18 protein-coding genes and 1 pseudogene are annotated in these 20,125 nt (G+C 57.2%); 8 read left to right on the top strand and 11 right to left on the bottom strand.

The genetic code is table 11. The features are described from left to right. From APH35_RS29180 to APH35_RS29120, 5 genes and pseudogenes are all read right to left on the bottom strand, one after another. Nucleotides 1-210, bottom strand: a 210-nt coding sequence (locus APH35_RS29180; RefSeq protein WP_218187677.1) for a hypothetical protein, incomplete at its 3' end; no start/stop codon positions are given. A gap of 205 nt (nucleotides 211-415) precedes the next feature. Next, the gene (locus APH35_RS26110; RefSeq protein WP_374701361.1) at nucleotides 416-700 is read right to left on the bottom strand and encodes a hypothetical protein; all 285 of its coding nucleotides are present in this window, start codon (nucleotides 698-700) and stop codon (nucleotides 416-418) included. Nucleotides 701-839: 139 nt separating this feature from the next. Beyond that, nucleotides 840-1,094, bottom strand: a complete 255-nt coding sequence (locus APH35_RS29810) for an STAS-like domain-containing protein (protein WP_128337688.1) — start codon at nucleotides 1,092-1,094, stop codon at nucleotides 840-842. Nucleotides 1,095-1,268: 174 nt separating this feature from the next. Continuing rightward, nucleotides 1,269-2,288: an ATP-binding protein gene (locus APH35_RS29175; protein ID WP_015268415.1), complete on the bottom strand. Its 1,020-nt coding sequence runs from the start codon at nucleotides 2,286-2,288 to the stop codon at nucleotides 1,269-1,271. Nucleotides 2,289-2,711: 423 nt separating this feature from the next. After that, a pseudogene (locus APH35_RS29120) lies at nucleotides 2,712-3,047 on the bottom strand (helix-turn-helix transcriptional regulator); the annotation flags it as partial. A gap of 249 nt (nucleotides 3,048-3,296) precedes the next feature. Between APH35_RS29120 and APH35_RS26090 the strand changes: the two are divergent. From APH35_RS26090 to APH35_RS26065, 6 genes are all read left to right on the top strand, one after another. Then, nucleotides 3,297-5,819 (top strand): heavy metal translocating P-type ATPase, encoded by a 2,523-nt coding sequence (locus APH35_RS26090; protein ID WP_135198622.1) that lies wholly within the window; start codon nucleotides 3,297-3,299, stop codon nucleotides 5,817-5,819. Nucleotides 5,820-6,156: 337 nt separating this feature from the next. Next, nucleotides 6,157-6,357 carry a heavy-metal-associated domain-containing protein gene (locus APH35_RS26085; RefSeq protein ID WP_004575963.1) on the top strand — a complete coding sequence of 67 codons (201 nt, stop codon included), beginning with the start codon at nucleotides 6,157-6,159 and terminating at the stop codon, nucleotides 6,355-6,357. A gap of 265 nt (nucleotides 6,358-6,622) precedes the next feature. Further along, on the top strand, nucleotides 6,623-7,645 hold the full coding sequence (locus APH35_RS26080) for a YVTN family beta-propeller repeat protein (protein WP_011953096.1): 1,023 nt from the start codon (nucleotides 6,623-6,625) through the stop codon (nucleotides 7,643-7,645). Nucleotides 7,646-7,783: 138 nt separating this feature from the next. After that, entirely contained in the window at nucleotides 7,784-8,239 is a 456-nt protein-coding gene (locus tag APH35_RS26075) for a hypothetical protein (RefSeq protein ID WP_011953095.1), read from the top strand. Nucleotides 8,240-8,264: 25 nt separating this feature from the next. Next, entirely contained in the window at nucleotides 8,265-8,540 is a 276-nt protein-coding gene (locus tag APH35_RS28680) for a DUF2933 domain-containing protein (RefSeq protein ID WP_011953094.1), read from the top strand. Further along, nucleotides 8,537-9,196, top strand: coding sequence for a methyltransferase family protein (locus APH35_RS26065; protein WP_011953093.1), 660 nt, complete (start codon nucleotides 8,537-8,539; stop codon nucleotides 9,194-9,196). Before APH35_RS28680 ends, APH35_RS26065 begins: the two co-directional genes overlap by 4 nt. 414 nt (nucleotides 9,197-9,610) lie before the next feature. On the opposite strand, the gene APH35_RS26060 is transcribed toward APH35_RS26065, so the two are convergent. The 6 genes from APH35_RS26060 to APH35_RS26035 all read right to left on the bottom strand — a co-directional run bounded on the left by APH35_RS26060 (nucleotide 9,611) and on the right by APH35_RS26035 (nucleotide 18,380). Further along, nucleotides 9,611-9,958: a copper-binding protein gene (locus APH35_RS26060; RefSeq protein ID WP_011953092.1), complete on the bottom strand. Its 348-nt coding sequence runs from the start codon at nucleotides 9,956-9,958 to the stop codon at nucleotides 9,611-9,613. Next, the gene (locus APH35_RS26055) at nucleotides 9,955-13,113 is read right to left on the bottom strand and encodes an efflux RND transporter permease subunit (protein ID WP_011953091.1); all 3,159 of its coding nucleotides are present in this window, start codon (nucleotides 13,111-13,113) and stop codon (nucleotides 9,955-9,957) included. Before APH35_RS26055 ends, APH35_RS26060 begins: the two co-directional genes overlap by 4 nt. Next, nucleotides 13,110-14,576, bottom strand: a complete 1,467-nt coding sequence (locus APH35_RS26050; protein ID WP_011953090.1) for an efflux RND transporter periplasmic adaptor subunit — start codon at nucleotides 14,574-14,576, stop codon at nucleotides 13,110-13,112. Before APH35_RS26050 ends, APH35_RS26055 begins: the two co-directional genes overlap by 4 nt. Then, entirely contained in the window at nucleotides 14,573-15,826 is a 1,254-nt protein-coding gene (locus APH35_RS26045) for a TolC family protein (protein WP_011953089.1), read from the bottom strand. The genes APH35_RS26050 and APH35_RS26045 overlap by 4 nt, the downstream gene beginning before the upstream one ends. Before the next feature lie 470 nt (nucleotides 15,827-16,296). Continuing rightward, entirely contained in the window at nucleotides 16,297-17,703 is a 1,407-nt protein-coding gene (locus APH35_RS26040) for a heavy metal sensor histidine kinase (protein ID WP_011953087.1), read from the bottom strand. Continuing rightward, nucleotides 17,703-18,380, bottom strand: coding sequence for a heavy metal response regulator transcription factor (locus APH35_RS26035; protein WP_011953086.1), 678 nt, complete (start codon nucleotides 18,378-18,380; stop codon nucleotides 17,703-17,705). The genes APH35_RS26040 and APH35_RS26035 overlap by 1 nt, the downstream gene beginning before the upstream one ends. A gap of 166 nt (nucleotides 18,381-18,546) precedes the next feature. Between APH35_RS26035 and APH35_RS26030 the strand changes: the two genes are divergently transcribed. Together APH35_RS26030 and APH35_RS26025 are read left to right on the top strand one after the other, a co-directional pair. Then, nucleotides 18,547-18,753: a co-regulatory protein PtrA N-terminal domain-containing protein gene (locus APH35_RS26030; RefSeq protein WP_011953085.1), complete on the top strand. Its 207-nt coding sequence runs from the start codon at nucleotides 18,547-18,549 to the stop codon at nucleotides 18,751-18,753. A gap of 182 nt (nucleotides 18,754-18,935) precedes the next feature. Continuing rightward, the coding region (locus APH35_RS26025; RefSeq protein WP_139121097.1) for a copper resistance system multicopper oxidase at nucleotides 18,936-20,125 on the top strand (1,190 nt) is incomplete at its 3' end.

The raw sequence follows: 20,125 nt of genomic DNA, 5'->3' as shown, positions 1-20,125 counted from the left end.
CGGTGGTTTACCTGCTTTGAGGAGCTGAAAATCAATGACCGCCTGATAGAGCGAATCTGCCAATAGGTGAAGACGCTGTACCTCAAGGTCTGGCAATCCAGCAGCCTCCGCTTCGTGGGCCTGTCGGATAGCTTCAAGCGCTTGCCTCATCAGTGGCTCACCAGCCTCGACCATTCCAATGAATGTGCGCTTCACAACATTTTGCTCCATTCAGCTGAAGATGAATTATAGGACACCGCGGCGTGGCAAGGCCCCGAGCAGCACAGGTGTTCGACGTCCGGCTGAACGAACCAATGAGGAGCGCGCTGGCCTGGGGAGTGGCCAGGGCGCGTGTCATAGCTACGTTGTAAACCACTTTTTTCACTGTAAACCACTGTGGTTTACAGTGAAAAAAAGTGGTTTACAGCAGGCCTCCTCAGGCCTGAGTCAGCTCCAGCAGATCGCCCAGTTCCTCCCGGGCCATCTTCACTCTATCCATTCTGCGATAAGGATGATCAACCGGCATCCGGATAAGAGATTCGAACCAAGCCGAATCGAATTTGATGACTTCCTTGTGAATGTGCTCAAGCTCACCTCCGCGAGGCTGTGACACTACAAACTCCATGCTTTCAACCAAGCCAGACGCTTCACTGTCTTTGACGATTCGATGGCGGATGAAACTCATTTTGAGATCAAAATATGCCGCCTTCGAACCAGGCACCTTCTTCGATTCCAGCCGACCAGTGCTGCTGATTCGCTTTTCAGGGCGAGCTATGGGGGCCACTCAAGACGGCTATCTTTTGCCTGGCACCAATGAAAAGGCCCTCAATATTGAGGGCCTTAAATTCAATGCGGATCCGTCACGCGGGCATTTTTTGCAGCTGTCGAACTCGATCATGGACCACAAATTTAATGATTCCTTTGACATCGTTGGTGCAGTTTTCAAAGGCAAGGCGCGATACCACCTGGCGACCCTCCTTCAGAATCAGCGCCCCGATCAACTCGTCGACGAAGGACTGAGTGACATCGTTCCCAGCGAAATCTATGACAACGCTCTCACCACTGCTGAGCGAGCGTTCGATTTCGGTACGGTAGGGGATCGCTGAAGCTCGCATTCCGTACGTTCGGATAGAACTATCCCTACTTAATCGAATTTGAGTTTGCATGTCGTAACCCCTTGTATTGCATAATCCTTTTTTGCAGCCCGAGAGTTTCAGTTGACGCTGAATCTCCCATTTACCGCTCCTTGCATGATCGACTCTAGCCCTCGAGCTATCAAAAAGCCAGAGCTAGCGGAAATTCAGATCTAGGTCGAGATCGTCGTCAACCTGTCCTGCATCGTCCTTCGGCAGCAAGTCACTGATCGAAATGGTGGGCAGCAGCTCACGGGTACAGCTAAACGCGATCGATACACCATTCCACAGCGCATCATGCAGCTCCTGAGACTGCCGACGCTTTGTGTCATGTATGCCATTGCCGCTCACGATGATCAAACCACCGCCCGCCGCGTCTGCAATTTTTGCGGTAGTTGTTAACCCGATACCTTGGTTCTCGCTACCCAGGATCTGGGCCATCGCACCCCGGTTGCAGCTCACTCGCGGTTTGAGTGCCGCCTCGATCGCGTGCAAATGCGTGCGGTCATGAAGCTCAGGGTGATTCCTCAGTGTCGCGAGAAACCCACACCCATTATCGACGATGGCCATGCGTACAAGGTTCAATTTTGGATAAAACTGACAGGTCAGCCAAACGGCGGCGTCACCACGTCCCTCTCTGCGGGCGTGAGTAAGCGAGTTTTCCAATAGCTCCTTGAGCGAATACTCCAGAGGGCCCCGGTAGGAGTCAAACTCATTCCGTCCCGTGTGCTCGTCGACTGGGGCATCCGGGTCCGATTGAGTCAACCTTCCCGTAATAGCTCTAGCGAGGCGAGAGGCTGCAGCCTCTGCTTGATGGTGTTCGCTGATTTTGGTGATTTCCACCAACGAGGTGCTTCGGTCGTTTCGACGTCCTACCCCCGATAGATCTACACCCTCTACATCAATGTCCTTGAAAAAATCCATCCTGGCCAGGTAGGAGGTCAGGTCTCTGCTCAAAAACTGCATCGAAACTCGCTTCTGGACCAACTGGTTTTCAAACAACGCTCGCAGCGTGGCCATCCCTAACGGATCGATATACGAGAGGTTGCTAGCGTCTAAAACGATGTCACCAGGGCAGTTAATGATTTCTGCGCACACAGAAAACAGGTCATGGGGCGATCTTGAGCCAAGCCCCCAAGGAAGAACGATCGCGTTTTCAATATCGATGGCCTGCATGCAGTTCCCTGGCAACGGAGCTAACCCTTTCGGATAGATATAGGGCTCGATAGTAGCCCATTGCCTGCCGGGTAAGCACTCACCTATTTTTTGACGAGTAGTGCCGGCATAGAATTGGCGCGCGGCAGTAGCGGCCTGTGGATGGTGGATCGCGCTCGCCTTGGGCTCAACACGCACGAAGAAAACACGGCCAACGCCCTGCCACGGGTCAGCCATTCAAGCAAAGATGGCCAGATCAAAGCCTTGTGCGAGAGCACTGGAGCAGGTTTGTGAGTCCGCCGAGCAGTTTCATCTCCGACGTCTGCTGTGGGCAAAGGCAAAGCTGGAAGGGGAACAGCGAAGAGTGACCCGATCAGCGCTGTACCGCACCGCATGTATCAGGTCTGGGGCTTGAGCTGTTAGATCGCATAAGGCTACCTTGGCCGGCAACTGGAGAACGAACTGCACCTCGTCTTCCAATGCGTTGGCGTGGAAGTAACTGAGGAAGTACTCGCTTTGACGGAACTGGTCAGAAGCGATCTCCTCCAGGCGTTACAGCCCACTGGGCAGGCCTTCCTGACAGGCCTGGTAGAAGGGGTCGAGCAAGTATAGGCCGTCCAGGCAGGAAAGCATGGACGGCGTTCCCCACCGGGAGCCGGCGTCGTACTCCTCCAGCGGCTTGGGCACTCCCTCGCCGGGGTACAAGGCAGCCAGCGCATTGTCGAAGGGCAACCACTGGTGCAGCAGCAGGATCAGCAACCTCCAGAAATGATCTATGCCATGACGCTACACCACAACAATAATCGACACGCTTACAGGAGCATTGATTGGCGTCACAGCTGTTCAAGGAGATGTTGTCTAGGCTGGACAATACGGCAGCGGCCGATATTTCCCACCCAGCTTGGGAGTTGATCATGACGGAGCCCATCGCCGTGGTACAGATCTGGCAATACCTTTTTGGCGGACTAAAGGCGGTATTGCACTGATCATGCTGGCCATATTTGGCCTGTTTTATGTGGCTCGTGCACTATGGCCACCTGTCACAGGCACTACAGTTATTTAATTTTGTTGCTCTGTCCGCTGACGCAACTCTTCGGGCACAACCATGGCGGGTATTCTCACCAGAAGGGTGAAAACTCGTCCAAACCGGACAACAAAGGGAACTACTTCATGCACACCGAATCGTGCCAGCATGACCATGACCATGACCATGACCACTCGCACCCGCATGAGCAACCGGATGGTAGTCAGCGCGATTTGGTATGCGGTATGACGGTGCCACCGGATAGTCGCTACTTCGAGCTATACGAGGGAAGGACATACCGCTTCTGCAGTGAAAAGTGCCTGACGAAATTCCGCGCAGCGCCTGTGCATTATCTTAGCCCTCCCCAGGACCAAGAACACGCGGGCCATCTCCACTCGGCTGCCCCGCAGCCAAGCAACGCGGCGGACGCCGAATACACTTGCCCGATGCATCCCCAAATCCGCCAGCGTGGGCCGGGCAGTTGCCCAATCTGTGGCATGGCCCTAGAGCCGGTAATACCGGAGCTTGAGGAAGACGAGAACCCGGAACTCAAGGACTTCTCCCGCCGCTTCTGGTGGACCTTGCCCCTGACGGTCATCGTGACCGTGTTGGCCATGACTGCCCACCAACTCCAATTGCTGCATGGTGCCACACAGAATTGGGTGGAGTTGATTCTGGCCACTCCCGTGACACTATGGGCTGGCTGGCCGTTTTTCGTGCGTGGGGTCGCATCGATTCGTAATCGCAGCCCGAATATGTGGACCCTGATAGGTTTGGGAACGGCTGCGGCGTACCTATACAGCGTTGCGGCCACAGTGTTCCCGCAGGTTTTCCCGACGACTTTCATGCAGGATGGCCGCATCGGTGTCTACTTCGAAGCGGCTGCAGTCATCATCTCATTAACGTTGCTCGGCCAAATGCTCGAGCTCAAGGCGCGCTCACAAACCTCCGCCGCCATCAAGTCGCTCCTGGGTCTTGCCCCCAAGACGGCCCGTCGCATCGGGGCCGATGGTCAGGAGGAAGATATTCCGCTCACCCACGTGCATACGGGCGACCACCTGCGCGTTCGCCCTGGCGAGAAGGTGCCGGTCGACGGGGTGGTCCTGGAAGGCGAAAGTGCTATCGATGAATCCATGCTGACAGGCGAGCCCGTGCCAGTGATGAAGAAAGCTGGGGATGCACTCATCGGTGCCACGCTGAATACCCACGGCAGCCTTGTGATGGCGGCGCAGAAGGTCGGCGCCGAGACAGTGCTCTCGCAAATCGTGCAGATGGTCGCGCGGGCTCAGCGCTCGAAAGCCCCGATGCAGCGGATGGCGGACACCGTGGCCGGCTATTTCGTCATGGGGGTGATTCTGGTCGCGCTGGTCACGCTCTTCGGCTGGGGGCTTTTCGGACCGGAGCCTGGCTGGGTCTTCGGCCTGATCAATGCGGTCGCGGTCCTGATCATTGCCTGCCCCTGCGCGCTCGGCCTAGCCACTCCCATGTCGATCATGGTCGCTACCGGGAAGGCTGCCAGCAGTGGCGTGCTCTTCCGAGACGCCAGTGCTATCGAGAACCTCTGCAAGATCGACACGCTGATCGTCGACAAGACCGGGACCCTCACCGAGGGCCGGCCAGTGTTTCATAGCGTGGTCGGTACCGGGCAGTTCATGCCACCCGAAGTCTTGCGCCTTGCCGCCAGCCTGGACCAAGGCAGCGAGCATCCGCTGGCACATGCGATTGTCGATCATGCGCGAGCGCATGGACACAGCTTGTCCAAGCCAGAGGCGTTTGAGTCGGGCTCTGGGATCGGTGTACGTGGCCAGGTGAACGGCAAACGGCTGCAGCTTGGCAACACGACCTTGATGGAAGAGGCTGGCCTCGACACCAGTCCGTTGCGAGACCGCGCCGAGCAGCTGCGTCTGGAAGGCATGAGTATCATGTACTTGGCCGTCGATGGCGTGCTCGCTGGCCTGCTAGCGGTGTCCGATCCGGTCAAACCCACCTCCAAGGAGGCGGTAACCCGGCTACAGGCAGAAGATGTGAAGGTCATCATGGCCACCGGCGACGGCCTGACTACGGCACGTGCGGTCGCGAAACAACTCGGCATCGAGGAAGTCCACGGAGAAGTGAAACCCGAGGACAAGGAGCAACTGGTGGCGCTCCTGCAGGGCGATAAGCGCCGGGTTGCCATGGCAGGAGATGGGATCAACGATGCCCCTGCGCTGGCCCGGGCTGATGTCGGGATCGCCATGGGAACTGGCACCGATGTTGCCATGAACAGCTCCCAGTTGACGCTGGTCAAGGGCGACCTGATGGGCATCCTGCGGGCCAGAACACTATCCGTGGCCACGGTGAAGAACATGCGTCAAAACTTGGGCTTCGCATTCTTCTACAACGCTATGGGCATACCGCTGGCGGCAGGTTTGTTCTACCCGCTTACCGGCCATCTATTGTCACCGATGATTGCGGCATTGGCCATGAGCGTAAGTTCGGCTTCCGTGGTATTCAACGCACTGCGGCTGAAGCGCGTAGTCACAGACTGAAATGGGCACACCGCAACCTATGAGAGGAAGTTCCGCCATCAGCGTTTCAACGCCTGATCCATATGACTGACTGTCTAGGGCTTTGGCCTTAGCGGGTATGTCCGCGAGTTCGGCGCCAATCTGGTCCTGATGGAGGACATCGGGCAACTGCGACGTCCGCCATCTTCTGCCAAGATCGTAAGGGACAATTGTGATGCAGCAGGGGCCGCCGCCAGAGGAGTTGGACAAGATTTCAGGGCGAAGATAAATCCTTTGACCGGGCCTTGACCTTGTCATCGTGTCAAGGTTGAAGCTGTAAATGCGGCGAGAAAAGCCGTACCAGCATGAGAGGCCCGCTATGTTCGTTTTGGAAGTTTCCGGTATGGGATGTGGCAGTTGTGTCAACAAGATCACCAAGGCCATCCAGGCTGCCGATGGCGACGCGAAGGTGATCGTTGATCGTGCTGCCGGTACAGTGAGTGTCCAAAGCAACATCGAGGCGGAACGCGTCGGTGCACTGGTCCAGGCGCTTGGTTACCCAACCAAAGTCAGTCGCTAAGTCTCGTTACCGCTCAGATGGCAAGCCGCCGTGCCATGTTTCATGGCGCGGTTTCTTCATATACAGCCTGATGTCGACTGACTCCGGGTCGGGATAGCCAGCAATACTCCCCAAGAAATGGACGGCCTTCGATCACCCAGTGCCGAGTCAAGCTGTGGACGTTGACGCTGATCAAGAAAATGCTTCGCGATTGGTGTTTATCTTGAGTAAATGTATAGGCCAGCCTGGCTCACATACCCCGGCCCCTCGTTGGAGCTCATTCACAATGATGACTGCCAAGCGGTTTAGTTCTATGGCCTTGGGGATATCCCTGCTCATCCCTCTGGGGCTGGTCATGGCAAACCCTACGGGTAACGTCTACACGGCCAATGAACGGTCCGCTTCCATTAGCCAGGTAAATCTTGCGACAGGTGATGTGAGCACGGTCGCCTTGCCGATCGCACCCCACAACCTACAGGTTTCGCCCGACGGCAGCTTGCTTCTGGTTGTTGGAGTGGCTGGACATGCGGGGCATTCGAGCGGTGAAAAGCCCGGTGGGCAGTTGCTGGTGTTCAGTACCAGCGCGCTGGACAGGCCACCGTTCAGCTTCCCGGCAGGCGATCACCCGGCTCATGTGGTCACCGACGTCACCGGGCTGCGAGCTTTTGTGACCGATTCCGCTGCCAACCAGGTGCGAGTATTTGACCTTGAGCAGCGAATCGAGTTGCCCGGTATTCCAACTGGGCGTTATCCCCATGGGCTGCGCTTGAGCCCTGATGGCCGGACACTCTATATCGCGAACATGAAGAGCGACAGCGTATCGCTTATCGATGTCGTCACACTCAAAGAAACCGCGCAGATTCCCGTGGGCAAAGGCCCTGTCCAGGTCGGCTTTGCCCCTGACGGTCGCCTGGCATTCGTCTCGCTCAGTGCGACAAATCAGCTTGGCATCATCGACACGGCCAGACGCAAGGTGATCAGCAAGGTTGATGTCGGCCGCACGCCAATCCAGATGATGGCCACCGTTGACGGTCGCCAGGTCTATGTCGCGAATCAGGGCAGTGGCCAGAATCCGGACGACCGAGTCTCCATCGTAGATCTCCAGACGCGTAGCAGCCTGGGCACCGTGACCACCGGCAAGGGTGCCCATGGTGTGGCCATCAGCAGCGACGGCGCTTATGTGTTTGTCAGCAATATTGAAGCGGGCACCGTATCTGTCATCGATACGAGCAGCCGAAAGGTCGTTGCTACCCATAAGGTTGGCGCCGGGCCAAACGGGATCAGCTTCGAGCCGCCGAGTGCCCAATAATAGCCCGTCGGTGTACAACCCGAGCACGACGCGAAAAATGAGCATTCACGCCGGCGCAGTAATTTGCTTGTCGTGCCAGGTGAGGCCTAGCGCCCAGACCAAGGCATCCGGCTTTAAAACAGTGCTAAGGAGATGATGATGAACAACGTTCGAAATTTACTGATCGGACTTTGTTTGGCCGCAGCGTCCGTGGGCGCCATGGCGCAAAACACCGATGAACACTCGACACATCACCCGGCCGATGCGCCAAGCGCGGCGGCTACCGAGAAGACGCCTTCTCAGCCAATGGACAAAGGGCAAATGGCGGCGATGGACCAGCAAATGAAGGCCATGCAAGCCATGCACGAAAAGATGGCTGCAGCCAAAACGCCGGAAGCCCGTCAGGCGTTGATGGCCGAGCATATGGCGCTGATGAAAAATGGCATGGCCATGATGAAGTCCATGGAGGGTGGCATGCCTGAAATGGGGGGCATGCATGGCGGCATGGGCGGGGATATGGCCGCCCGCCACCAGATGATGGAAAAGCGCATGGACATGATGGAGTCGATGATGCAGATGATGATGGACCGCATGCCATCTGCTGCATCGAAGTAACCCATCTCCTTTCCCAGGAGTCGCTATGAACCCTCACTTCGATGAAAACGGCTCACCACACAGTTTCTGGCGTTCACGCTATGCAATCGGCCTGGTGGTAATCGGTGGGATCGCCGTCTACTTCCTGCTCACCGAGCACCTTGCCCATGTCGTTGGAGCCCTGCCTTATCTGTTGTTGCTCGCCTGTCCGCTGATGCATGTCTTCATGCATCGAGGACATGGGGGACACCATCACCAGGGCCAGAGCAAACCGGCCCCCTCCGATAAGGCTGATATCCATAAGCCGGGAGATCCATCATGAATCATGGTGAAAGCGCGTATGGCCTCTGGTCGCTGGTTTTCATCAACTCCGCGATCTTCATCATGTTTGCCTTCAGTTTCTTCAAGCCGGCAACGGCGAGAGACTGGAGGAGCTTCGGTGCATTCTCGGCCTTCATCGTTGCCCTGTTTGTGGAAATGTATGGCTTCCCCCTGACGATCTATCTGTTGTCAGGCTGGTTGCAGGCCAGGTTCCCCAACCTCGATCTGCTTTCCCACGAATCCGGCCATCTGTGGTCGACGTTGCTCGGTGACCAGGGCAACCCACACTTCAGTGTTTTGCACATTGCCAGTTACCTATTCCTGGGTTTCGGCTTCTATTTGCTTTCTGCCGCCTGGAACGTGCTATATCACGCGCAACGCCGCCGTTCACTTGCAACGGTCGGGCCCTATGGCTGGATCAGACATCCGCAGTACGTGGCATTTGTGCTGATTCTTCTGGGCTTTCTCCTTCAGTGGCCGACGCTGCTGACGCTGGCAATGTTCCCGGTGTTGCTGGTGATGTACGGGCGTTTGGCGGTTTCCGAAGAGCGGGAAATGCACAAGCAGTTTGGCGCTGCCTACGAAGCTTATACCCGCGTTACGCCTAGGTTCGTTCCGCACCTGCGCGAAAGGTTGGGTGGGGGTCATAGAGGCTGAAGCGTAGGACGAAGGAGCTACATGCCAGGAGGGTTTCAGCGGCAGTGTTTCTAGCGGGAATAGGGTATCCAAAGTCTGTTTGCTCGGATAACACTCTGAGTTGTCGCGGGTTTTCTTGTCGACAAGCTCGGTGGAATCCTTGTTGGCGTTCGGATAACTCAGGCAGTTGGATGACTTTGCGATGCCCTGTCCGCTTTCGACCCATATAGATCGTGATGCACGAAGATCTCTGCTCAAACGTCAGCTACTACTCTGATCTGAATGCATCCCGGCTACAGAGCGCAAAGACCAACTAGCGTCCCGAGGCACAGAGCTGAAGGCGGCGCGGTCAGGAATTGCGGCAGCACTTTTTCCAAAGTTTGGCTAAATGACCCTGCCTATCAGCTCTAATAGGCAGGGTTAGAAGTCAATCCGTCACTGCTTGCGAATGCCTACGATCGTCGCTGTGCCCCCATTCATTCGGAAATCGAAGCTGACCTTGTCGCCTACCTTGAGTCCCTTGAGTTGCTGCTCGGTAGCGCTGAAGCCCATGGTCATTGCCGGCCATTTCAGGGCTGATACTGGTCCATGCGCCAAGGTAACTTTACCTGGTTCCAAAGCTTTGATGGTTCCCTCAGCCGATGCAGTCGGAGCCGCCTGGCTGCCTTGGGTCTCGTTGCCTTCCATGGGCATATTCTTCATATCCGTGCCATACATGTCTTGGGCCTGCACCGCCGCCGCAACGGCGAACACCAGGCCAGCGCTGATCAGTAGCTTCTTCATCGGGTTACTCCTGTTTGGGGGTTATCGTGTACAGCGAGTCCGCGGCGCCTGACGAGCCAGTAAGCCGCAGGGATTACAAATAGTGAGAGCAAAGGCGCGGTGAGCATGCCGCCGACCATGGGTACAGCGATCCGGCTCATGACTTCGCTGCCGGTACCGCTACTCCAGAGGATTGGCATCAAGCCTGCGACGATCACTGCTACGGTCATGGCTTTGGGGCGGATGCGCTGCACGGCCCCTTCGCGGATAGCATCCAGAAGCGCAGGTTGCCCCTGCGTACCGTTGCCGTTTCGTTCAGTCCAGGCATTGTTGAGGTAGATCAGCATGATGACTCCAAACTCTGCTGCGACCCCAGCCAAGGCGATAAAACCGACACCCGTGGCCACCGACAGGTTGTAGCCCATCATGTACAGCAGCCATACGCCGCCGGTTAGCGCAAATGGCAAGGTAGCCATGATCAGCAGCGCTTCACCGAGGCGGCCAAACGTGAGGTAGAGAAGGACGAAAATAATGGCCAGCGTCGCCGGTACTACCCATGCTAAGCGCGCATTGGCGCGCTCCAGGTATTCGAACTGCCCGGAATAGCTCAAGCTTATGCCAGGATCGAGCTTCACCTGCTGATCGACTAGCCGGCGCAGGTCGGCAACGACGGAGGACAGGTCCCGTCTCCGCACGTCGATATACACCCAGCCCGAGGGGCGCGCGTTTTCACTCTTGAGCATGGGTGGACCGTCCGCAATACGCACCCGTGCCACGGTTCCCAGTGTGATTCGCCCCCCTTGGCTGGTGTAAATCGGTAGCTGCCGCAGGGCATCAACAGAGTCACGCCACTCCCGTGGGTACCGAACACTGATGGGATATCGCGCCAGGCCTTCTACGGTTTCGCCGATGTTTTCGCCCCCAACGGCGCCGGCAACAATCGCTTGGACATCAGCAATGTTCAGGCCGTAACGCGCTGCGAATTGGCGGTCGATATCCAGATCGATGTAGCGTCCACCGGTTAATCGCTCGGCGAGGGCGGAAGTCACCCCTGGAACCGTTTTGGCCACCTTCTCGATAGCCAGAGTCACCCGGTCGATCTCATTCAAATTGCTGCCGGCAACCTTTACGCCGATCGGGCTTTTGATACCGGTTGCGAGCATGTCGATACGGTTTCGAATCGGTGGGATCCAGATATTGGTTAGCCCAGGTACCTGCACGGTACGGTCCAGCTCTTCGATCAGCTTCTCAGTGGTCATCCCTGCTCGCCACTGATCCTTCGGTTTAAGTCGGACAGTCGTCTCGAACATCTCCAGCGGGGCCGGGTCGGTCGCTGATTCAGCCCGGCCCGCTTTACCGAAGACACTGGCGACCTCCGGTACCGTTCGGATCAGCCGGTCCGTACGTTGCAAAAGCTCAGAGGCTTTCTGCGCCGAAAGACCTGGCAGGGCAGTCGGCATGTACAGCAAATCGCCTTCATCCAGTGGCGGCAAGAATTCGCCGCCGAGCTGGCTCAGGGGCCAGACACTGCTGAGCAAAATCAACAGTGCACCCGCCAACGTGAGCTTTGGCCGGCGTAGAACGATCTCCAATGCTGGGCGATAGAGCCGTATCAGGGTTCGATTGAGTGGGTTGCGCTCTTCTGCCGGTAAACGACCCCGAATCCAGTACCCCATCAGCACGGGTACCAGGGTAACCGAAAGGCCCGCTGCTGCTGCCATTGCATAAGTCTTGGTGAATGCGAGGGGCGCAAACAGCCTTCCCTCCTGAGCCTGCAAGGTGAATACCGGTATGAAGGACAGCGTAATGATCATGAGGCTGAAGAACAGCGCAGGCCCGACCTCGACTGCTGCCTCAGTCATCACTTTCCAATGATCTTCGCCACGCAACGACTTTCCAGGGTGCCACGTATGCCAAGCCTCAACCCGTTTGTGCGCGTTCTCAATCATCACCACAGCGGCGTCCACCATCGCACCGATTGCAATGGCTATGCCCCCAAGCGACATGATGTTGGCGTTGATGCCCTGGTGGCGCATGACGATCAGGGCAATGAGGACACCAACCGGAAGCGAGACGATGGCGACCAACGATGAGCGCAGATGCCAAAGAAATGCAGCGCACACCAGTGCGACCACGATGAACTCTTCAATCAGCTTCTGGCTCAGATTTTCCACAGCACGATCGATCAACTGGCTACGGTCGTAGGTAGTGACCAGCTCGACCCCGGCAGGCAGGCTTTTTTCCAGCGATTCAAGCTTGGATTTGACGTGAGCGATGGCATCTTTCGCATTCTTGCCACTGCGCAGAATTACTACGCCGCCCACCGCTTCGCCCTGTCCATCAAGCTCGCCGATGCCGCGACGTGCCTCAGGGCCCAGCTGTACAGTGGCTACATCGCCCAGTGTTACGGGTATACCCTTCGCAGCCAGGCGCAGGGGAATGGCTCGGAAATCATCGAGTGACTTCAGATAGCCGGAAGCCCTTACCATGAACTCAGCTTCGCCTTGTTCGAGCACGCCGCCACCGGTTTCCTGATTGGCCTTGGCGATGGCGTCCGAAACCTCAACTTGAGTGATTCCCAAGCTGGCCATGCGCAGCGGATCGAGCACTACCTGGTACTGCTTGACCATCCCGCCTATCGTCGCCACTTCGGCAACGTCCGGAAGAGTTTTCAACTCGAAGCGCAGGAACCAGTCCTGAAGGCTGCGCAGCTGTGCCAGGTCATGGGTACCACTGCGGTCCACCAGCGCATACTGGTAGATCCAGCCTACACCAGTGGCATCGGGTCCGAGCACTGGCTTAGCGGACGCCGGTAATCGAGACTGAACCTGGCTTAGGTATTCGAGCACCCTGGACCGCGCCCAATAGAGATCTGTGCCGTCCTCAAACAACACATATACGAAGCTGTCTCCAAATGCTGAAAAGCCCCGCACTGTCTTGGCTCCGGGTACGGAAAGCATTGTGGTGGTCAGGGGATATGTCACCTGATTTTCCACGATCTGCGGTGCCTGCCCTGGGTAGGAGGTGCGGATAATCACCTGCACATCTGACAGGTCAGGCAACGCGTCGATCGGCAAACTGCGCAGAGAGAAAACGCCCCAAGCTACGGCAAACAGTGTTGCCAGCAGGACCAGGACGCGGTTGCCAACCGACCAACGAATCAGGTTCGCGATCATGGCTGGTTCTCCTGCTGGGTTATTTGCTCGATGACCATGCCTTCATCGCGCTCGCGCACTCCAAACCGGATGCGTTCGCCAACCTTGAGTCCGGCAATCAAGCGGGGATCTGCCACAGGGAAAGTCATCGTCATACCAGGCATGCCCAGCGTCACGAACGGTCCATGAGCGATGGTCAGCTGATTACCTTCTATTTGAACGATGCGCCCATTGGCCTGATGTAGAGCCGGCTGTACAGGTTGCGCAAGTGGAGCATCGCCAGCAGTAACGGCCTCGATACCTTTCAAGCTCGCTTCGGAGTCCAGCAGAAACTGCCCGGACGCCACAACGCGCTGGCCCGCCTGAAGGCCTCGCAGCACGACCACCTGGCCAGCACTTTCCTGGCCGAGCACTACTTCCACCGGCCGGAATCGACCTCCGTCTTCTGACACCATTACGAGATCGCGTTTCCCCGTCCGAATGATCGCCTCGGCTGGCACCAGTAGGCTGTCATCCTGTTGCCCGGACGGATGGAGGGAAACCTGCGCGGTCATGCCTGGGCGCAACCGGCCGCCGGGGTTGGGCAGTTCTATACGAAGCCGCAAGGTGCGGCTTTGCAGATCCGCATCAGCCAGCAATGCGGTCAGCTTGCCGGGAACAGGTTCGCCTGGGAACGCTGCCAGATTCGCCTGCACTGCCTGTCCTTCCTGTAGGCCTTGGGCTTGCGCTTCAGGTACTGCGGCCTCAAGCCAGACGTTCGCGATACCATTGATCTTCGCCAACGTTGCACCCGGTGTCATTGTCATGCCTGGCCGCAATTCCAGAGCCTGAAGGACGCCTGCTGTTGGGGCCAAGAGCGTTACCGAATTCTGGACCCTTCCCGTACGGTCAATCCGGTTGATAAGATCGGCAGGCATACCCGCCAGCAGTAGTCGTTGCCGAGCTGCAGCGCGCAATTCATTGTCCCCAGATCGCTGAAGCGCCAGGTACTCTTCCTGCAAGCCCGCCCATTCAGGCGTCAACACATCTGCCAATGGGGCGCCCTTGGCAACCACGTCGCCTGTAGCGCGGCCATAGGTGCGTTCGACGTAGCCACCGGTACGAGCCTGCAGAACGCTAAAATCCCGCTCATCGAAGGTAAGCACGCCGCTCACCTGGAGGGTTCGAGCAAGCTGCCCTTTCGCTACGGTAGCCAGACGGACCCCCAGGTTTTGTTGGAGCCCCTGTGAAACTTGAACTGCGGGGCTCACCTCAGCAGCGGTGCTTTCCTGGTACTTCGGCACCAGTGGCATGTCCATGAAGGGCGACTTGCCCGGTGCTGGAAAGTGCTGCTGGGGGTACATCGGGTCATACCAATACAGCACCTTCTGTAGCGTTTCAGGGGAGGCAGTGGACACCTGCCCACGCTTTGCTAGCTGATAGCCAACGCCACCGCCGATAGCCAACGCGGCCAATACCACAAGGCTGATAGTTGAATTTCTCATGCGCGCACCTCTCCATACGCGAAGTGCAGCCGTGCAGCTGTCGCGGCCAACTGTCCTTGCAGATCGATGTCTTGCAGTCGTGTTTCAACCCGCTGACGTCGAGCGGTGAGAACCTCACTTAAGGGTGATTTACCGGCTCGATAGTCAGCAAGGGCGAGGCGGACTCGATCCTCCGCTAGCGGTAACAATGTTTCACGGCTGCGCTGCACTGCTCGCTGCAATCGCTGGTAATCCGCAAGATCTGTCTCCAGCTGCGCTTTATGCTCACGCAATGCCGCTTCCTGTTCGTCCTCCAGTTGCCGGACTTGTGCGCGACGTGCCGCGATCATCGGGTCCTGCCGTGAGCCAGCGAACAAGGGCAGTTGGAAACTTACCTGCAGGCTCACCATATTGCTGAATTCAGGCCCGCGCCGCTGGTAATCCACCTGCCACCCCCAGTCCGACTTCTTTTCTGCCAAGGCTTGGTGCACTTGAGCTTGTGCTTCCCGCGTAAGGGCGTTGTAGGTCGCCAATTCTGGATGTGCATGTATAGCGTGTAGATAGTCCGGCGCGCTCACTGGCCAGCGCGGAAATGCTTGAGCTTGCGGATCAGCATCCTCTCCAATCCATCGCTTGAGTGCAGCCCGTGCCTGAGCGGCCTGTGTGAGCAGAACATCTTTTTGCTCATCGAGTTGCGCAGCTTCCTGGTCAGGAGCAAGTGCGTCGGCCGTCGCGCCGGTACCGCCGGCCAGGCGTGCGCGGATTGCTGCGGCCAACAGACGGTTTTCTTTGTAGAAGTCCTCAAACTGCTGCAGTTTCCGTTGAACGGTGTACGCCGCGACCCAAGCTTGGGCTGTGGCAGCACGCACTTTTAAGCGCTCGAACACCGCCTCTGCATCGGCTCGCTCAACGCTCGCTCGTGCCGTCTCAACTCGTGCCTCCCGCTTGTCCCGGTTTGGTACTTCCTGGGAGAGGCCGACAACCTGCATCGTCATGAAATCGCGGTTCATGCTCCAACGATCACTGCCGTCAACAGGAAGGTTCTGCACTCCTAGGTTGAGACGTGGATCAGGCAGCTCGCCTGCTGGGATCACAGCGTGTCGAGCGGCCGTCATTTGCTCTTGCCTGGCCTGGAGGATGGGGGCATTGCGTTCGGCAAGTTGAAGCGCTTCCTCCAGAGACAACGGTGTAGCCTGAGCCGGTAACGTCGACAACAGGCTGATCAGAGCGGCCAGACATGCCATCCCTAATCGGTAACGTGGGGGAGTCATGGAAATGATTCCTCAAAAAATCAGCGCGCAAGCGCATGCCATCATCCGGCTGCAAAACAGGACGATGGGGTGAATTTAAGAGGTAATCAGGCGCGGGGTGGCCGCCAAGGGTCAGGAGGCGCCCTGTTTACGAGGCTCACCGCATAGGTATCTACTGGCCTAGGCGCAGAATAGGTGAGCGTGGGGTTAATTATTTCGACCTGAACTGTGCTCGCGGTTCTACACTCCTGGCCCACTTTGCAGGCTTTGGAGTGGTCGGCAGCTGATCCTGGATCAGTATCCTGGCAACAATCGTGATCCATCCCCGCCATCATCTCCATCCCCATGGTTTGCATGGGGCATGGTTCAATGGCTGAGTCGACTCCCGCCATGCCGTTGAGAGGAAGCGATGCGATTAGAAGCAGGATGGTGAACAGTCGTAGGAGCCGGTTCATGATGGCCGAGTATAGGTTACACGCATGAAATGAGCATTAAGCCGTTTGAGGCTTGGAAGTGGATTGTTTGGCGTGCGGCAGAGCGATGTGAAAACTCGTCACGCCGTCAGCGGAGGTACACCAAATTCGCCCACCATGAGCCTCGATGATCGAACGCGTTATGGCCAGACCCAAGCCGGCGTTGCTTGGGCTTCCTTCCCGCCTTGCAGGGTCAGCGCGATAGAACCGGTCGAAGATTTTGTTGATATGTTCCGGATCAATCGTGGCCCCATTGTTCTGGACGGACAGGTTCACTTGATCAGCCGCCTCGACAATCCGGACGGCGATATCGTGGCCTTCGGGGGTATAGCGCAAAGCGTTGGATAGAATGTTGGAAACCGCCCGGTCAATCATTAGCCGGTCACCACGGATCGTACCTTCGCCTTGAAGGGCAAGCCGAATGCTTCGGTCTTCGGCTGCAAGCTGGTAGTACTCAATCAGTCTGGACACTAGCCCGACCAGATCGATATCAACCTGCTCGGGGATGATCAAGCCGTTATCAGCTTTTGCCAGGAACAGCATGTCATCGATCATGCGCGACATGCGCTTGAGGTCTTCAAGATTGGAGTAGAGGTTGTCTTCGTAGGCATCGAGGTCGCGTTTTTTGGTCAGAACGACTTCGGTATGCGTCAGAAGATTACTTACCGGAGTCCGCAGCTCATGTGCGATGTCGGCTGAGAAGTTTGATAGCCGGACGAACGCGTCTTCCAGGCGTGCAAGCATTCCGTTGAAGGAGAGGATCAGCTCCTGCAATTCAAGCGGCACGGGCTCCAATGGAATTCGCTCGCGAAGGGACCGGGCAGACATGGATGTCGCCACCTTGGTGATCTGCCCAACCGGCCGAAGACCGCTCTTGGCCACGATCCACCCCAATCCTGCACTAACCAGAGCGCTGATGACCAAGCCAATGCCGAACCACCATTGCAGCGTCTTGAAAAAGTGGGCATGGCTGGTGACATCCAGCATCAACATGACTGTTACCGGCGCCTGCGCCTGCGCTATAGCCAGTTGAGAGGTAATCCCCCGGAAGTTCCGCGAGTCGATTTGCCAGTCCCAAACGGCGCCAGAAGAGGCCTGCTTAAAGCGCTCAGGGATGCGGGATGCCTTGGAGTCCGAGAACAGGACAGTACCGTCAGCATCAAGAATCTCCGCAGAAAGGTCCTGATGAGCCCCCAACAAAGCACGCAGTTGAGGCTCCTGATCCTCAAGTTCATCACGTGCTGCTGAAAGTGAAAGGATGTGCCGGGTGGATTCGAGTTTCTCGGCCAGGGCTTGCTCATCCAGCATCTGGAAATGGTGCTGACTGAGCATGTAGAAGCTCACGCCGGCAACGACCAATACGGCGATGACCGCGAACATGAACATGAGGGTAAGGCGTTTAACGAGCGACGATTGGGCGCGCATTACTCGGGAACATCCATCAGATAGCCCATGCCACGAACTGTATGTATGAGCTTGGGGGCGAAATCGTCATCAATCTTGGCCCGCAACCTACGAACAGCAACCTCGATCACGTTAGTGTCGCTGTCGAAGTTCATATCCCACACCTGCGATGCGATCAGGGACTTCGGCAGTACCTCGCCGCGTCGGCGCATGAGTAGTTCCAGTAAGGAGAACTCCTTGGCTGTGAGGTCGATCCGCTTGCCATTTCGGGTGGCCCGGCGCTTAAGCAGGTCTACCTCCAGGTCAGCCATCTTCATAGTGGTCTGAGCATAGCCACTGCTGCCTCTTCGCAGCAAAGTGCGCACACGCGCTAGCAGTTCCGAGAATGCAAAGGGTTTGACCAGGTAATCGTCAGCCCCGAGTTCTAACCCTTTCACGCGATCGTCCACGCCATCACGGGCCGTCAAAAACAAGACTGGGACCTCTTTCCCTGCCGCACGTACCATCCGCAGCACCTCCCAGCCGTCTAGCCCCGGCATCATTACATCAAGAATCAGCAGGTCATACGCCTCGCTCAAAGCGTATTGCAGCGCGTCGGTCCCTGTGACCACACGATCGACGGTAAAGCCTGCCTCCGTCAGCCCTTGCTGCAGGTAGGCCCCGATTTTTGGCTCATCTTCGGCTACGAGTAATTTCATCTGCTGCGCCCCCTTGGATGCCCTTCAGTGTGCAGCAAAAAAGGCACCCAACCAGAAGCTGACGGAAAAGTAATGTCGGGCTCAGCTTGCTGACAGTGCCGGGTAGCTAGCTTGAGCACTGTGAACGGCGCCAATCAGGCGAAACTGACCCTTAGAGGAAACGCAAATGAACATGATCAAAGCGATTGTGATGGTAGTCACCTTCGGCATGGCGAGCCTCGCCCTGGCTGAAGGCGGCGCGGATCGCACCTTCGCCAGGATGGAAGCTGCACGTGCATCTTCCATGCAGGCTTACCAGGTTGCTCAGGAGAAAAAAGCAGAGGCTCCTGTTACCGCCCAAAGCCAAAAGCACCCCGGCCACGAGAGCTGCTGAGCTTAGCTTACAGAAATGTAATCACCCCGGAATCTGAACTATGTCAGCTTTCGGGGTATTGCCTCCCGCAATCCTTGTGCTTTGGCGAAAGTCTACGAGGCTTGGGGGAGCTCAATTGAAACCAGATGGCTGCGGATCCCGCAGTCTGGATATCAGCGATCTACCTGATTGGACGCAACGGCATGCAAAGCAAAACCACGAGACGTTCATTCGTCAAAGGCCTGGCTGCTACCGGACTACTGGGTGGGCTGGGCATGTGGCGCGCGCCGGTCTGGGCCGTAACCAGCCCTGGCCAGCCTAACGTACTGACCGGCACCGATTTTGACCTGTACATCGGGGAGCTCCCGGTGAACATTACCGGGGCAGCTCGAACGGCGATGGCCATCAACGGTTCGCTGCCAGGACCAATACTCCGTTGGCGCGAAGGCGACACGGTCACGCTACGGGTTCGCAACCGCTTGAAGCAGGACACGTCCATCCACTGGCACGGCATCATCCTGCCGGCGAATATGGACGGCGTGCCGGGTCTAAGCTTCCATGGCATCGCTCCCGACGGCATGTACGAGTACAAGTTCAAGGTCCACCAGAACGGCACCTACTGGTACCACAGCCATTCGGGCTTCCAGGAGCAGGTCGGTGTTTACGGTGCGCTGGTGATTGATGCCAAGGATCCAGAGCCTTTCACCTACGATCGTGACTATGTCGTCATGCTGAGTGATTGGACCGACGAAGACCCGGCGCGGGTTATGTCCAAGCTCAAAAAACAGTCGGACTATTACAACTTCCACAAGCGCACCGTTGGCGACTTCGTCGACGACGTGAGCGAGAAAGGTTGGTCTGCTGCTGTGGCCGATCGAAAGATGTGGGCCGAGATGAAGATGAGCCCAACCGATCTCGCTGACGTGAGCGGGCACACCTACACCTACCTCATGAACGGCCAGGCGCCAAATGGGAACTGGACGGGAATCTTCAAGCCAGGGGAGAAAATCCGGCTTCGCTTTATCAATGGCTCGGCGATGACCTATTTCGACGTGCGGATCCCCGGCTTGAAAATGACGGTTGTCGCAGCCGACGGTCAGTACGTTAAGCCAGTGTCGATCGATGAATTCCGGATTGCCGTTGCTGAAACCTACGATGTCATTGTCGAGCCTGAAAACGAGCAGGCTTACACCATCTTTGCTCAATCCATGGATCGCACCGGCTATTCAAGGGGTACCTTGGCTGTCCGTGAGGGCCTGCAGGCACCGGTGCCGGCTGTAGATCCAAGGCCTCTCATCTCCATGAGTGATATGGGGATGGACCACGGCAGCATGGGTGGCATGGATCACGGCAGCATGGCCGGTATGGACCACAGCAAGATGGCTGGCATGGA

This window comes from Pseudomonas sp. NBRC 111132 (genome assembly GCF_001320565.1).
Classification (GTDB): domain Bacteria; phylum Pseudomonadota; class Gammaproteobacteria; order Pseudomonadales; family Pseudomonadaceae; genus Aquipseudomonas; species Aquipseudomonas putida_P.
The sequence above is the reverse complement of the archived record's forward strand: the minus strand, read 5'-3'. Positions and strand labels throughout refer to the sequence as shown.